Source organism: Bradyrhizobium sp. HKCCYLS20291 (assembly GCF_051167715.1).
Classification (GTDB): domain Bacteria; phylum Pseudomonadota; class Alphaproteobacteria; order Rhizobiales; family Xanthobacteraceae; genus Bradyrhizobium.
The window spans coordinates 553,947-569,180 of the sequence record NZ_JBNPTO010000002.1 but is presented as its reverse complement, the minus strand read 5'-3'; the positions used below and the strand labels follow the sequence as shown (position 1 = coordinate 569,180).

At 65.2% G+C, this 15,234-nt stretch carries 13 protein-coding genes; 8 read left to right on the top strand and 5 right to left on the bottom strand.

Annotation, left to right across the window (positions count from 1 at the left end; translation table 11 throughout):
- The first annotated feature begins 6 nt into the window (after positions 1–6).
- The 6 genes from ACQR07_RS06755 (at position 7) to ACQR07_RS06730 (ending at position 4,993) form a co-directional block, all read left to right on the top strand.
- Positions 7–384 (top strand): poly(R)-hydroxyalkanoic acid synthase subunit PhaE, encoded by a 378-nt coding sequence (locus ACQR07_RS06755; RefSeq protein WP_434901529.1) that lies wholly within the window; start codon positions 7–9, stop codon positions 382–384.
- Positions 381–1,466, top strand: a complete 1,086-nt coding sequence (locus ACQR07_RS06750) for a PHA/PHB synthase family protein (RefSeq protein ID WP_434901528.1) — start codon at positions 381–383, stop codon at positions 1,464–1,466. Before ACQR07_RS06755 ends, ACQR07_RS06750 begins: the two co-directional genes overlap by 4 nt.
- Positions 1,463–2,056: a GNAT family N-acetyltransferase gene (locus ACQR07_RS06745; protein ID WP_434901527.1), complete on the top strand. Its 594-nt coding sequence runs from the start codon at positions 1,463–1,465 to the stop codon at positions 2,054–2,056. Before ACQR07_RS06750 ends, ACQR07_RS06745 begins: the two co-directional genes overlap by 4 nt.
- Before the next feature lie 158 nt (positions 2,057–2,214).
- On the top strand, positions 2,215–2,691 hold the full coding sequence (locus tag ACQR07_RS06740) for a phasin (protein WP_434901526.1): 477 nt from the start codon (positions 2,215–2,217) through the stop codon (positions 2,689–2,691).
- Between the two features lie 78 nt (positions 2,692–2,769).
- Positions 2,770–4,053, top strand: coding sequence for a DUF445 domain-containing protein (locus ACQR07_RS06735; RefSeq protein ID WP_434901525.1), 1,284 nt, complete (start codon positions 2,770–2,772; stop codon positions 4,051–4,053).
- 169 nt (positions 4,054–4,222) lie between these two features.
- Entirely contained in the window at positions 4,223–4,993 is a 771-nt protein-coding gene (locus tag ACQR07_RS06730) for an esterase/lipase family protein (protein ID WP_434901524.1), read from the top strand.
- A 375-nt stretch (positions 4,994–5,368) separates the two neighbouring features.
- Here ACQR07_RS06730 and ACQR07_RS06725 read toward each other — a convergent pair whose 3' ends face one another.
- The 3 genes from ACQR07_RS06725 to ACQR07_RS06715 form a co-directional block, all read right to left on the bottom strand.
- On the bottom strand, positions 5,369–6,346 hold the full coding sequence (locus tag ACQR07_RS06725) for a zinc-binding dehydrogenase (RefSeq protein WP_434901523.1): 978 nt from the start codon (positions 6,344–6,346) through the stop codon (positions 5,369–5,371).
- 141 nt (positions 6,347–6,487) lie between these two features.
- Positions 6,488–8,197 (bottom strand): long-chain-fatty-acid--CoA ligase, encoded by a 1,710-nt coding sequence (locus ACQR07_RS06720; RefSeq protein WP_434901522.1) that lies wholly within the window; start codon positions 8,195–8,197, stop codon positions 6,488–6,490.
- Positions 8,194–8,430, bottom strand: a complete 237-nt coding sequence (locus tag ACQR07_RS06715; protein WP_434901521.1) for a hypothetical protein — start codon at positions 8,428–8,430, stop codon at positions 8,194–8,196. The genes ACQR07_RS06720 and ACQR07_RS06715 overlap by 4 nt, the downstream gene beginning before the upstream one ends.
- A 297-nt stretch (positions 8,431–8,727) precedes the next feature.
- Between ACQR07_RS06715 and putA the strand changes: the two genes are divergently transcribed.
- Both putA and ACQR07_RS06705 read left to right on the top strand, forming a co-directional pair.
- Positions 8,728–12,408, top strand: a complete 3,681-nt coding sequence (putA, locus tag ACQR07_RS06710; RefSeq protein WP_434901520.1) for a trifunctional transcriptional regulator/proline dehydrogenase/L-glutamate gamma-semialdehyde dehydrogenase — start codon at positions 8,728–8,730, stop codon at positions 12,406–12,408.
- 249 nt (positions 12,409–12,657) lie between these two features.
- Positions 12,658–12,888 carry a hypothetical protein gene (locus tag ACQR07_RS06705; protein WP_434901519.1) on the top strand — a complete coding sequence of 77 codons (231 nt, stop codon included), beginning with the start codon at positions 12,658–12,660 and terminating at the stop codon, positions 12,886–12,888.
- Between the two features lie 308 nt (positions 12,889–13,196).
- Here the strand turns inward: ACQR07_RS06705 and leuD are convergent, their stop codons facing one another.
- Both leuD and leuC read right to left on the bottom strand, forming a co-directional pair.
- On the bottom strand, positions 13,197–13,814 hold the full coding sequence (gene leuD / locus ACQR07_RS06700; protein ID WP_434901518.1) for a 3-isopropylmalate dehydratase small subunit: 618 nt from the start codon (positions 13,812–13,814) through the stop codon (positions 13,197–13,199).
- The gene (gene leuC, locus ACQR07_RS06695; protein ID WP_434901517.1) at positions 13,811–15,232 is read right to left on the bottom strand and encodes a 3-isopropylmalate dehydratase large subunit; all 1,422 of its coding nucleotides are present in this window, start codon (positions 15,230–15,232) and stop codon (positions 13,811–13,813) included. The genes leuD and leuC overlap by 4 nt, the downstream gene beginning before the upstream one ends.
- Positions 15,233–15,234: the final 2 nt, after the last annotated feature.

Below are 15,234 nucleotides of genomic sequence, written 5' to 3'. Positions count from 1 at the left end.
GAACTGATGGCCGACAAAGGCAACGATCCATGGGCCATGTGGCAGACGATGCTCGGTGAGATGGAGAAGAGCTTCAATACCTTCGCCGGCCAGGCCGTCTCCTCGCCCGAGTTCAGCAAGGCCATGAACCAGGCCGGCGGGGCTTCGGCGGGCGCGCAGAAGCAGATGTCCGAGGTGATGGAGAAATATCTCGGCGGACTGAACATGCCGAGCCGGGCGCAGATGGTCGACATGGCCGTGCGCCTGCAGTCCATCGAGGCGCAACTCGCCGAGATCAAGTCGCTGCTGCTGCAGTCTGGTGCGGCGGCCGGCGCGCAGCGCGCGGGGCAACCGGGGTCGCCACGTCCGCCACGCACGAAGCAGCCGCCCGGAGAGCAGAAATGAGCGCGTTCGCCCCGTTCGACGAACTGGCCTCGATTCCGGAGCGCATTCAGGCCGAGGTGCAGCGCGCGATCCAGCGCAGCATCAAGGGCGTTGAGTATCTCACGACCTCCGGCCCCACGCTGGGCTCGACGCCGAAGGACGTCCTGAGCGTGCGCGGGACGATGAGTCTCTATCACTATCGCCCGCAGTCCGACGAGATCTATCGGGTGCCGATCCTGATCGTGATGGCGACCACCAATCGCGGCTACATCCTCGACATGGTGCCGGGCCAGAGCTTCATCGAGTTTCTGCTCAAGCGCGGCTACGACGTCTACATGCTGGACTGGACCGCGCCGAATCCGGAAGAGAAGGGTTTGCGGATGGAGGACTATGTCCTCGACTTCATTCCCTATTGCGTCCGCCGCGTGCAGGAGGATTCAGGCGAGCAGGATGTCTCGGTCATCGGCTACTGCTTCGGCGGTGTGCTGTCGCTGCTGTATGGCTCGATCTTCCACGACGGGCCGATGAAGAATCTGATCTGCTTCACCACGCCGATCGATTTCCGCGAGATGACGCTGTTCCAGAATTTCTCGGATCGCCGCTACTTCGACGTCGATCACCTCGTCGATTCCATCGGCAACGTGCCGCCGGAAATGATCTTCTCCTCGTTCGAAATGCTGCGCCCGGCCTCGCGCGCCATCAGCCAGGTGCAGTTGTGGGAGAACATCTGGAACGACGATTACGTCAAATCCTATCGCATGTTCGATCGCTGGGCGACCGACACGCTGCCGCTCGCCGGCGAGTATTTCCGCGCGATCACCAAGGACCTGATGTGGGACAACAAGCTCTACAACGGCACCATGTCGGTCGGCGGGCATCGATGTGATCTCGCCGACATCAAGGTGCCGATCCTGCATGCGGTGGCCGAGCACGACCATATCGTGCCCTATGAGGCGGCAAAGCATCTCATCCCGAAGGTCGGGTCGACCGACAAGGAAGAGGTGATCCTGAAGGGCGGCCACGTCTCTCTTGTCGCCGGCGCCAATGCGGTCCGGCGGCTGTGGCCCAAACTGGATTCCTGGCTAGGTGGACGATCCATATGAGTGAAACGCGATCCTATCCCCGTCACGTCACGACGGATGTCGGCGAAATCGAATTTCGCCTGATGTCGCGCGCCGATGAGGCCGCGGTGCTCGGTTTCGCCCGGGCGCTGCCGACCCATGACCTGCTGTTCCTGCCGCGCAACATCAGCGAGCCCAAGGTCCTGTCGGCCTGGATTGCCGAAATCGAGCGCGGGCAGATCACGAGCCTGCTTGCGATCCGGGGCGGCGAGGTGGTCGGCTGCAGCGCCGTGGTTCGCGATCCGCATTCCTGGTCGCCGCATGTCGGTGAGATCCGGATGGTCATCTCGTCTGGTGCGCGGGGACAGGGGGTCGGGCGGGCGCTCTCGCAGGAGACCTTCGCGCTCGCCCTCGAGGCCGGGCTGGAGAAGCTCACTGTCCAGATGACGGTGGATCAGCGCGGGGCGATTGCGCTGTTCGAGAGCCTCGGTTTTCGTGCCGAGGGGCTGCTGCGCGACCAGGTTCGCGATGTCGACGGCAAGACGCACGACATCGTGGTCTTCGGGCACGACGTCGCCCGGGTCCGGGCTCAGCTGGACGCCTATGGCGTACCGGGAGCGGTATCGGATTAGGCCTGAGAGGAAGGCGCTCTGTCTCCAGATCACGGTTTCGTGATATCGCAATGCAACATTGATGTTGCATTGCACCATCGCTCATGGCATCAAGACTTCGCCCCGGGCCAAATCCGGACGGGTGAGGCCATAGCTCTCAAGAGGATGGAGACACGATCATGACCGCCGAAACCAACACTGTGCTCGACAGCGTCAAGGAAGCCTTTGCTCCCGTGACCGAGGCCTTCAAGAACCTCCAGAACATGGAAGTCCCCGAAGCTGCCCGCGAGTTCGTCAAGAAGTCCGCCAACACCGCCAAGGAGCGCGCCGCCGAAGCCTATGCCGGCTCGGAGAAGGTGACCGCCGTGATCGAGACCGCAGTGTCCGATTCCGTCAGCGAGGTCGCCAAGGTCAGCCGCAACATCCAGCAGGCGCTGTACCAGGACGCAGAGGCTCTGTTCGCCGGTATCGATAAGCTCGCGTCTGCCAAGTCGTTCGGCGAAGTCGTGCAGATCCAGTCCGAACTGGCGCGTGCGCACGGCGAAGTGCTCGTCAACCGCGCGAAGTCGACCACTGAGTATGTCGGCAAGCTGGTTGCCAATGGCGCGAAGGTCGCGCAGGACAACTTCTCGAAGGTCGTCAGCAAGACCGCCTGATCGGTCCTGATGGTCAGCCGCCGGAGGCCCGCGTTTTGCGGGCCTTCTCTTTTCGGCACGGCCGCATAGCTCTGGTTGATGAAAACCGGCTCTTTTTCACTCGACATGCCCGGCGACGCCGCCCGCGCCGCCGAGCTTCGGCGCGTCAAGACGCAGGCGACACTGGTGCTGGTCGGCGCACTGGCGCTGTTTGCGATTTCAAAATCTCTGGTCGGCATGCATCCGGCGTTCGGCTTCATCGCCGCCTTCGCCGAGGCTGCAGCGATCGGTGGCCTCGCCGACTGGTACGCCGTCGTGGCGCTGTTTCGCCACCCCCTCGGCTTGCCGATCCCGCACACGGCGATCATCCAAATCAATCAGCACCGCATCGCCGACAAGCTCGGCGAGTTCATCGAGGTGCATTTTCTCGAGCAGGCTCCGGTCGAGGCCAAGTTGCGCGAGATCGATTTCGGCTCCTTCATCGCCGATTGGCTCCGCGATCGTAAACGCAGCGACGATCTTGCGCGCTTCACCCTGCGCCTCCTGCCCGAGGCGATTTCTGCGACCGAAACATCGGGGCTGAAGACTTTCATCATCCGTCGTCTGAACAGCCAGTTGCAGGCGATCAATCTGGCTCCGCTCGCCGCCGGCACCTTGCGCGCCTTCGTCGCGGAAGGACGGCACCAGGTGCTGTTCGACGACTTCCTGCGCGTCATCCATGAGACGCTGACCCAGGCTGAGACCGTGGCGATGATCCGCGCCAAGATCCGGGCAGAACTACCAACCCTGCTGCGGCTCTATCGCGCCGACAAATTCCTGATGAACAAGATCGTGGCTTCCGCCGGCGCCTTCTTCGAGGAGGTCCGCGGCGATCCCGATCATCCGTTCCGCGGTGAGTTCGATCGCATGGTGCTGTCCTTCGTGGAGCGCCTCGGCACGGACCCTGCCTACGCCGGACGCATCGATGCGCTGAAGCGCGACCTGTTGGCGCGGCCGGAGCTCGGCGAGCTCGCGCAGAGCGTCTGGTCCAACACGCGCTCCTTCATCGAGCGCAGCGCGAGCGGCGAGACTCAGGTGCTCCGGCACTATTTGTCCGGAATGTTCGTGAGCGCGGGCGAGACGCTGGCCGGCGATGCCGAACTACGCGGCGAGATCAATCGTGGGTTAGTGACCGTACTCAGGACCTTCATCTCCGATCAGAAGAGCGGCGTGTCGACCTTCATCTCCGACCAGGTCAAGTCCTGGAACATGGAGCAGCTGATTTCGGTGATCGAACTGAATATCGGCAAGGACCTGCAGTACATCCGCTTCAACGGTTCGGTGATCGGCGGGCTGGCGGGACTTGTGCTTTATACTGCCGAGATCCTGCTGCGTTTATTGTGACTGCTTCACTACAGACGCGTGAGATCGCGATCCCGGCCCTTGTGGAACCGGGCGTTAACCGCTTCAATGAGGGAATCGGTCGTCTGGGCTGATAATAGATTTGCTGCACTGCGGAACAATCGCGCCTGCTCGCGCATTTTCGGGGCACAGCATGAAAGAGGAAAAAGGCATGTCCGCATCCGCCCACGCGTTCGGTCCGCCGTCGAAGCTCCTGATGCTGTTGGAGGGTCGCGCCCTGCATGAGTTGGGCGCGTTCGTTGCCGCCATGCCGCTGCTCAGCATGGCGCCGCGCGGCGATGGCCATCCAGTGCTGGTGCTGCCCGGCCTCGTTGCCTCGGACGTTTCGACCCGGCCGCTGCGCAGCTTCCTGAAGGGCAAGGGTTACGCCGTGAGCGGCTGGCAGCAGGGCCGCAATCTCGGCCTGCGTCCCGGCGTCCAGCAATCCATGGTCGACCTCGTCGAGCAGATGAACGACAGCCATGGCCGCAAGATCTCGCTCGTCGGCTGGAGCCTTGGCGGGCTGTATGCGCGTCAGCTCGCCAAGATGATGCCGGACCGCGTGCGCAGCGTGATCACGCTCGGCAGCCCCTTTGCGGGTTCGCCCAAATCGACCAATGCTTGGCGCGTCTATGAGTTGGCGAGCGGGCGCCGCGCCGACGAGGAGGATCTGCGGTTCGGCGGACATCTGTCCGAGCCGCCGCCGGTGCCGACGACGGCGATCTTCAGCCGCTCGGATGGCGTTTGTGCCTGGCAGGGTTGCAAGGAGAAACCTTCGTCGATTGCGGAAAGCATCGAGGTCGAAAGCAGCCATTGTGGGATGGGCCATCATCCTGCGGCAGTCTACGCCGTCGCAGACCGGCTGGCGCAGCCTGAAGGGGAATGGCAGCCGTTCGACCGCAGCGGCTGGCGGAGCCTCGTCTTCCCCGATCCGCACCGGTAGTTCGCGGGCCGCGTTGGCGCGGGATTAGCACGCGGGACACGTCATACACGTCCTCGCCACTTGCCGTAATTGTCGGCCATATCAGGCGCGAGCCGCCGCGCACCGCGCGTGACGGCCGAGCGCTAGAGCATGTTGCGAATGCGTGGAAACGCATCATGCTCTCATCGTCAACGTCCCTATGATGACGACGGCAGGCGCCGCGATCTCGGTCTCACCCTCCCCTGGAGGGGGAGGGTCGATCGCGCGCGAAGCGGGCGAGCGGGGTGGGGTGAAGCCGCGGAAACCGGTGCAAGTGGAGAGATCACCCCACCCCGGTTCGCGCACGTGAACCGACCCTCCCCCTCCAGGGGAGGGTGATAGCATGCTTTAAGTAACTCAAGGCTTCAGCAGCACTTTGCCGGCCTTGCCCGGTGTCAGCGAGGCCTTCACGGCGTCGGCAATACGCTCCAGTTCGAAAATGCCTTCGATCGGCAGCTTCAGTTCGCCGCTCGCGACCAGTCTCAGCAGCTCGCCGATCAGACGGCCCTTGGTTGCCGCCGGCATCGCGGCGCTGACCTTTGCGCCCCAGAATCCCTTCACGACGGCGTGCTTGAAGATCAGGTCTCCGGAGGAAATCTGCATCGGCTCGCCCGTGGCGGTGCCGAACGACACCAGCAGCCCGTCCTCGCCGAGCAGGGACAGCAGCTCGCTGCTGGCCTTGCCGCCAATGGAATCGACCGCCGCACGGATGGGCGCGCCTCCGGTGATGGCACGGACCTGTTTCTGCCAGCCTGCGGTCGCGGTCGAGACGGCGTTGGCAATCCCGAGCGCGCTCAGCTCGTCGACGCCCGCGTCGCGACGGACGAGATTGACGGTATGCACGCCGCGCGCGGCCGCGAGCATGGCCAGCGTCTTGCCCACGGCGCCGTTGGCGGTGTTCTGGATCACCCAGTCGCCGCTCTTCACCTCGAGGAATTCGAGCAGCGAGATGGCGCTGAATGGCATGGCGATCAGTTGCGCCGCCGCCTCGTCCGAAATCGCGGCGGGCACCGGGACGAGCCCGGCAGCGGGGGCGATGAAGTACTCTGCCCAGGTGCCGTGGACCGAAGCGGCCGCGACACGCTGGCCGATCGTCGCACCGGTGACGCCTTCGCCGAGGGCATCGATCGTGCCGACCGCTTCCGAGCCGCCGATGGCGGGCAGCTTTGGCTTGTAGCCATAGCTGCCCCGCACCGTCCAGAGATCATGATTGTGAATCGGCGACAGGATGGTCTTGATGCGGACCTCGTTGGGGCCCGGTTGTGGAATGGCGCTATCCCCAGCGACGAGGACGTCCGCGGGTTCGCCGAACGAGTTGTGGATGGCACTGCGCATGAAAAGATCCTTGAGCTTACGTATTGAACTAATAACGGCTGGTCCAGCTTACGCCGAAACATCAACGTGCAGCGGCCATCGCTCCTGCAGCCGCAGCCGACGTCGACCTGTCAGTAGCAGGAGCAAGCTGCCCGCGTCGAACTAGGCCGGGGCGGCGCCCTTGCGCTGCTCCTCGTCGTACAGTTCCTTTTTCGAGAGCTTGCCGACAGCGGTCTTCGGCAGCTCAGCACGGATTTCGAGCGCCTGCACCATTTCGTGCTTGCCGAGCTTGTCTTTCAGAAAGCTCTGCAGCTCGCTGAGGGAAGGTGCTTCCGCTCCAGCCTTCAGCTTGATGAAGGCTTTCGGAGACTGGCCACGATACGTGTCGTGTATGCCGATCACCGCGACCTCCTCGACGGAGGGATGCTTGTAGATCGCCTCTTCCAGCACCCGCGGATAGACGTTGTAGCCGCTGCACAGCAGCATGTCCTTGGTCCGATCGACGATGAAGATGAAGCCGTCCTCGTCCATATAGCCGACGTCGCCCGTGCGCATGAAGCCATCGAACGTGGTCACCTCGGCGGTCGCCTGAGGGTTGTTCCAGTAGCCCTTCATGACGTTGGCCCCCTTGATGCAGATTTCGCCGCGCTCGCCGAGCGCGACATACTGCGTGGGGTCGTCGACACTGAGGAACTTGATGATGATCCCGGGTGAAGGCATGCCGCAGGAGCCCGCCTTGCGCATCGCGCCCGGCTGAGCCGGCGTGAACGTGCCGCTAGGGGAGGTCTCGGTCATGCCCCAGCCTTCGGTCAGCTGGCACCCCGTGATCGAAGCAAATTGCTGCGCGACCTCGAGCGGCAACGGGGCTCCCCCCGAGCCGCAATATTTGAGTGTGCGCAGGCTGTGATTGGGCGTCTCCGGGTGGTTGATCAGTGCGGTGAACATGGTCGGCACGCCGCAGAAGACGTTGATCTGCTTCTGCGCGATTTCGGCCAGCGCCGCCTGCGGATCGAACCGGACATGCTGGACGATCTCCATGCCGTACAGGAGGCCGAACAGCACGTTCACGGTCAGCGCGTAGATGTGGAAGGGCGGCAGCACCGCCAGCAACCGCTCCTGGCCTTCGAAGAGCACCGCCGGCTCGCCGCGCGTGGTCTCCTTGTATTGCTGGCATGCGGCCGACAGATTGCCGTGTGTCAGCATGGCGCCCTTCGGCAGTCCGGTGGTGCCGCCCGTATACTGCAGCACGGCGATGGCTTCGCGCGGATCGGCAATCGGGTGATTTTCGAACGCGCCATCATTGTCGAGCAGGTCAGCGAAGCTGATGTGCCTCTCGTCCCAGTTGACGTCGCTGACCTGCTTCCCGGCCTTCATCTGGGCGGCGACCGCGTCGGGCGCCGCGGTCATCTCGGCGAGGCTCCCGACCACCAGCTTCTGCAGCCGCGTCTTGCCGAGCATCCCGGCCATCTGCGGATACAGCGTCACGTGGTCGAGCGTGATGAGGAAGTCAGTCCGGCTGTCCTCGATCTTGTGCTCCAGCACCTTCGCCGCATCGAGCGGCGAGTAGTTCACGACCGTGCCGCCCGCCTTGAGGACCGCGAAGAACGAGATGATGTAGTGCGGCGTGTTGTGCAGAAACAGGCCGACATGTACCCCAGGCTTCACGCCGAGTTTTTGCAAGCCCCGCGCCGCGCGGTTCACGTGATCGCCGAGCTCGCGATAGCTCAGGCGCTTGCCCATGAAATTGACGGCGGGACGATCCGGCCACTTGGCGATGCTGTCGTCGAGGATTTGCTGCACCGGCATGGGAACGATCGTGGTGTCCCAACGGACACCTGCGGGGTAGGACTTTGTCCAGGGCATGTCGTTCATTGCAAAGGTCTCCTGCTGTTGCGCTGCGGATCGGGATAGGGCAGGGCGCTGGTCGAGAGGTCCCTCGCCGCCAGACCGGGCAGGACGAGCACGGGATGATCGTCTCCTCGCGGAGCCCGTCGCAACAGCGGATGAACGGCGGAGAATGCCTGCAACTCAAAGATGCCGCGCATTTCCAGCGCCAGCATCAGCAGCCGCGACGGCGGCGCACCAGGCTCGGTCGCCCGTCCCATGCCAACGTTCCTTCCCCAGTTGGGGCGTCTCGCGCGCCCTGATTTGGAAACAACGCTATCGGGAACCCGGAGCCTCGAAAAGGCGCAAATGAACCTTTTGGCCGGTGAATCTGAGACACGGCGTTCCCGGTCAGCGTGACGTGCGCTTTCTGTCGCCCGATACCGCCGCGCAGGCGGCGGGGCTGGTCAAGACTCGGAACCGCAAAAGCCTGCTGGGGGGCGTGCTCGCAACGGGACGTATGGCTGCTCAACATCGGCTAGGATGCTGCGCATCCCGCTGCACGGAAGGAGGCTGCGATGTCGCTTGGGACAACGACCCTCGGGCTCGCCCATTCGTCACCCGCCTTTGCCGAATTCAACGCGACCGTCGTACGTCAAAGCGGCCTGCGGGCGGCGATCACGGCGGCCTACCGCCGTGCCGAGCCAGACTGTGTGAAGCCTTTGCTCGACCTGGCCGCGCTCTCCGACACCGCTTCGCAGCGCGTGGCTGCACTGGCGCGCGACCTCGTCGTCCGGCTGCGCAGCAAGGCGGGGGCGGGCGGCATCGAAAGCCTGATCCAGGAATATTCGCTGTCGAGCCAGGAGGGCGTTGCGCTGATGTGCCTCGCCGAGGCGCTGCTGCGGATCCCGGACGTTGCAACGCGCGATGCGCTGATCCGCGACAAGATCGCGACCGGCGATTGGCGGGCCCATATCGGACATAGTCCGTCGCTCCTCGTCAATGCCGCGACCTGGGGGCTGATCGTCACCGGCAGGCTCACGGCGGCGGCCAGCGAGGATAGCCTCGCCTCGGCGCTGACGCGGCTGATTGCGCGCGGCGGCGAGCCGGTGATCCGCCAGGGCGTGACGCTCGCGATGCGCCTGATGGGCGAGCAGTTCGTGTCGGGGCAGACCATTGCCGAGGCACTGTTGAACGGTCAGCGCTGGGAGGCGCAGGGCTTTCGCTACTCCTACGACATGCTCGGCGAGGCCGCGACCGCCGCGCATGATGCCGCGCGCTACCTCGCCGCCTACGAGACGGCGATCCATGCCATCGGGCGCCATTCCGCCGGGCGCGGCATCTACGAGGGAGCCGGCATCTCGATCAAGCTCTCGGCGCTGCACCCGCGCTACGTCAGAAGCAAGCGGGGCCGGGTGATGGACGAACTGCTGCCGCGCTTGAAGCAGCTGGCGGTGCTCGCCAGGCACTACGACATCGGTCTCAACATCGATGCCGAGGAGGCCGACCGGCTCGACCTGTCGCTCGACCTGCTCGAAGCGCTCTGCTTCGATCCGGAGCTTGCCGGCTGGAACGGCATCGGCTTCGTGATCCAGGCCTATCAGAAGCGCTGCGCGTTCGTGGTCGACTGGATCATCGATCTGGCGCGCCGCTCGCAGCGCCGGCTGATGGTGCGTTTGGTCAAGGGCGCGTATTGGGACAGCGAGATCAAGCGGGCGCAGGTCGACGGCCTCGAGGACTTTCCGGTCTTCACCCGCAAGGCCCACACCGACGTGTCCTATCTGGCCTGTGCGCGCAAGCTGCTGCGCGCGCCCGACGCGGTGTTCCCGCAGTTCGCCACCCACAACGCGCGAACCCTGGCCGCGATCGTCGAACTCGCCGGACCGAACTACTATCAAGGGCAGTACGAGTTTCAGTGCCTCCACGGCATGGGCGAGCCACTCTACGAGGAGGTCGTCGGTCCCGGAAGGCTTGGCCGCCCCTGCCGGATCTATGCGCCGGTCGGCTCGCATGAGACGCTGCTGGCTTATCTCGTCCGGCGGCTGCTCGAGAACGGGGCCAACACCTCGTTCGTCAACCGCATCGCCGATCCCGGCGTATCGATCGACGAGCTGATCGCAGATCCCGTCGAGATCGTGCGGGCCGCGGCGCATCCTGGTGCAGCTCACGACAAAATCAGGCGTCCGCGCGAGCTGTTCGGCACGGCCCGCATGAACTCGGCTGGCTTTGATCTCTCCGATGAAGGTGCGCTGGCGCATCTCGGCGAAGGACTCGTCGCGAGTGTCAGTTGTGCCTGGACGGCTCATCCGTCCGGCGCCGCGGACAGCCAAGGCACGCGCCTGATCCGCAACCCAGCCGACCACAACGACATCGTCGGCGAGGTCAGGGATGCGAGCTCATTCGAGATCGAAGCCGCGCTTGTGCGGGCGGCCGATGCGGCCTCCGCCTGGGCGGCAACGCCCGCAGGCACGCGCGCGGCCTCTCTGCGGGCCGCGGCCGACGCCCTGGAGGCGCGCGGCACCGTGCTGATCGGCCTGATCGTGCGCGAAGCGGGCAAGACCTTCGCCAATGCCAGCGGCGACGTGCGCGAGGCCGTCGACTTCCTGCGCTACTATGCGAGCGAGATCGAGCAGGTGACGGAGGACGATGGCCACGCGCCGCTTGGCCCGATCGTCTGCATCAGCCCGTGGAACTTCCCGCTCGCGATCTTCACCGGCCAGGTCGCGGCGGCGCTGGCGGCCGGCAATCCCGTGCTGGCGAAGCCGGCCGAGGAAACGCCGCTGATCGCCGCCGAGGTGGTGCGCATCATCCATGCGGCCGGCGTGCCGGCGGATGTCCTGCAACTGCTGCCGGGCGACGGCCGCGTCGGCGCGACCCTGGTCGGCGACGCGCGCGTGCAGGGCGTGATGTTCACGGGATCGACCGAGGTCGCGCGGCTGATCCAGCGTCAACTCGCCGAGCGCGTCGGCGCGCATCGACAGCCCGTGCCGCTGATCGCCGAGACCGGCGGCCAGAATGCGCTCATCGTGGATTCCTCCGCGCTTGCCGAGCAAGTCGTGGGTGACGTCATCGCGTCGGCCTTCGATTCCGCCGGCCAGCGCTGCTCTGCGCTGCGCATCCTCTGCCTGCAGGAGGATGTCGCCGACCGCATCCTGTCGATGTTGCGCGGGGCGATGCGCGAGCTCGAGATCGGCAATCCGTCCCTGTTGTCCGTCGACGTCGGTCCCGTAATCAGCGCGGAGGCGCGCGCGACGCTCTCGGCCCATGTCGCCGCCATGCGCGCGCGCGGCAACGCCGTCGATGAGCTGCCGCTACCGCCGCAGGCCACTCTTGGCAGCTTCGTTGCGCCGGCCATCATCGAGATCGCGAATATCTTCGATGTCGAGCGCGAGGTGTTCGGCCCGGTGCTCCACGTGCTGCGCTATCGCCGCGAACAGCTCGTCGACCTCATCGAAGTGATCAACCTCACGGGTTATGGCCTGACCTTCGGCGTGCACTCGCGGATCACGGAGACGATCGCCCGCGCGACGAGCCACAGTGCGGCCGGCAACATCTACGTCAACCGCAACATCATCGGCGCCGTCGTCGGCGTGCAGCCGTTCGGCGGCTCCGGCCTGTCGGGAACGGGGCCGAAGGCCGGTGGTCCGCTGTATCTGCGCCGGCTGTTCGCAACGCCGCCGAGACCAAGCCTTACTCCTGCTCATCAGCCCGACGAATCGATGCGTGTCTATCTCGGCTGGTTGCGCGCCAATCGACGGGACGACGCGGCAATGCATTGCGAGACCCATTTGCCACGCGCGTTGGCCGGCCTTGAGATCGAATTGCAGGGCCCCGTCGGCGAGCAGAACATCTATCGCATCACCTCACGCGGGGCCGTGGCCGCGCTGGCGCGAAGCGAGCAGGCATTGCTGATCCAGATCGGCGTCATCCTGATGACCGGCAACGACGCATTCGTTGAAGGCGCGAATCCAGCCGCCGGCGTGCTGGAACCTGTCATGAGCCAACTGCGCGGCCGGCTGCGAATCGCGGACAGCTGGCGGGTCCTTGGCGGCCTGCAAGCCGTCCTCTCCGACGGCGATACGCAGGAACTGATCGCGCTCGGTCGCGACCTCGCCGCGCGCCCAGGGCCGATCATCCCGCTCGTGACGCCCCGCGCCTCAGACGGTTGCTATGACCTCGACAGGCTGATCATCGAAGTCAGTGTCTCCACCAACACCGCAGCCGCGGGCGGCAATGCCAGCCTGATGTCGATCGGCTGAGCGCAGCCAAGTGATGCGACCGAGGTTCGCTCATCATGGCGCGAGCTGCTTGCGTGTGCAGCACACGGTCTGGTGATCGCAGCGCGTCGTCATCAGGCAGCCACGAACCGATGGCATGGAACCGCCATGATCTGCTGCGGCGCGGTCGAATCCGTTGGCGCGGCGACATCGCGCATGGATTAACGCAGTTGATATCGCTTAGTCTCCCGAGAGGATTAGTTAAGTCGCATCAGGGCTCGGAGCTGCCACATGCACGACCCCGTTGACCAGCCGCGTGATCCGCCGAGTTCCCATGGAGCCGCCGCCGCAGGCCAGCCTGATGGCGTCATTGGCGTCACGACCGCACAACTGATCCAGCTCGAGAGGTCGCCGGCGATCGGGCCTGCGACGGGCGCCGAGATCAACGAAGACCAGCTTGACCACGAGCACAAGGATGCTTGCGCCAAGGCGCAACTCGTGACGCCGACGATGTGGCGCTGATCGCGACGCCGTCGCGTATGCCGCGCAGGACTAAGCGCCAAGTGCGGGTGGCGAAGTGGATCGTTGCAACGTCGAAAAGATCAAGCTGCCGTTCGTCCGGCACGAACAACGGCAGCCGGCCTGACCATAGGTATCTCGGGCCGGGTCGGGAACCCGTCAACTAGATCGCAACCTCCGGTATCAACCGGATACCCGCGAATCAGTTGATCGGGTACACCAAATCCAGCCCTTCTTGGGGCGTTTCCTCCCTGGACTTGGGCCGCCTGCACTGAACGTGCGGGCGGCTTCTTTCTTTGTGGCTCTGAGGTTCAGGCCCGCCGGCTTCCCAGCTCGATCCAGGGCCGATCAGCCGCGTCTCGCTTTTCGAAGGTGGCGATATCACCGGCCCGTGATGCCGTCAGATCGAGATCGTCCCAGCCGTTGATCAGCTTGGTGCGCCAGATCGGATCGATCGAGAAGGTAAACGTCTGGTTTCCGAGGCGGATCAGGCCGTCCTTGAGATCGACGGTGATAGTCGTTCCCGTTTGCAGCAGCGCGAGAATCTCCTCGGCATCCGCTTCGCTGACCCTGGCCGGCAGCAATCCGTTGTTGACGGCGTTGGAAGCGAAGATGTCGCCGAAGCTCGGCGCGATCACGCAGCGGAAGCCGAAATCGGCCAGCGCATAGACCGCCGCCTCGCGCGAGGAGCCGGCGCCGAAATTGCGCCGGGCGACCAGCACCTCGGCGCCCTCGGCGCTCGGCGCGTTGAGCGGGAAATCAGTTCGCGCCTTGCCCGTCTCGTCGAAGCGGAGGTCGTGGAGCAGATACTGGCCATAGCCGTCGGCGCGCGAGCGCTTCATGAAGCGCGCGGGAATCAGCTGATCGGTGTCGATGCTGGCGAGCGGCAGCGCGCAGGCAGTGCTCGTGAGGATGTCGAACGGTTTCATGCATCGCTCCTCAGCAGCGGCCGCACGTCGGTCAGACGCCCTGTCACCGCCGCGGCCGCGACCATGGCCGGCGACATCAAATGCGTGCGCGCGCCCGGCCCCTGGCGGCCCTTGAAGTTGCGGTTGGTGGTCGAGGCGCAGCGCTCGCCAGATGGCACGAGGTCGCCGTTCATGCCGACGCACATCGAGCAGCCCGCGCCGACCCAGTCGAGACCGGCATCGATGAAGATGCGATCGAGGCCTTCCTGCTCGGCCTGCTGCTTGACGAGATGCGATCCGGGCGACACCAGCCCGGGCACGCGGGCCTTGCGGCCGGCGAGAACGCTCGCCGCGGCCCGCAGATCCTCGATGCGGCTGTTGGTGCAGGAGCCGATGAAGACGCGGTCGATCCCGATCGTGTCGAGCGCCTGCCCCGGCGTCAGCCCCATGTAGTCGAGCGCCTCGCGGACATGTCCCGCATGTGAGGAATCGTCGAGGCTGGCTGGATCCGGCACGCGCGCGTTGATCGGCAACGCGTCCTCGGGACTGATGCCCCAGGTCACGGTCGGCGCAATGTCGAGGCCATCAAGAACGATCTCGCGATCGAACTCCGCACCGGCATCGCTCGGCAATGCGCGCCACGCCGAGATGGCGCGTTCCAGCACGTCGCCCTCGGGCGCGAACGGCCGTCCCTGGACATAGGCGAAGGTGGTCTCGTCAGGCGCGATCATTCCGCAGCGTGCGCCGCTCTCGATCGAGAGGTTGCACAGCGTCAGCCGCCCCTCCATGGTGAGCCCGCGGATCGCGGTGCCCGCATATTCGATCGCGTGGCCCTGCGCGCCGTCGGCGCCGATCCGCGCGATGATCGACAGCGCGATGTCCTTGGCGGTGATGCCCGGCGCGGTGGCGCCGTCGACCGTGATGCGCATCCGTTTCGGCTTCTTCTGCCACAGCGTCTGCGTCAGCAGCACGTGCGCGACCTCGGAGGCGCCGATGCCGAAGGCGAGCGCGCCGAACGCGCCATGCGTCGAGGTGTGGCTGTCGCCACAGACCATGGTGAGGCCCGGCAGCGTCAGGCCTTGCTCCGGTCCGACCACGTGGACGATACCCTGGCGCGGATCGTCGAAGCCGAACATCCTGATGTCATGGGCGCGGCAATTGTCATCGAGCTGACGGATCATGCCGGCGATCTCGGGCGCGATCTCGCTCAGCACGCGCGTCCGCGTCGGCACGTAATGATCGGCGACGCCGATCGTCAGATCGGGCCGCCGCACTTTGGCGCGCTTCTCCTTCAGCTTGTTGAAGGCGTGGAACGAGCCCTCGTGCACGAGGTGCCGGTCGATGAACAACAGTTCCGCACCGTCCTCGCGGCGGGTCACCACATGCGTGTCCCAGACCTTGTCGAACAGCGTCTGCGGCAGCCGCGCTGCATCCGTCATGT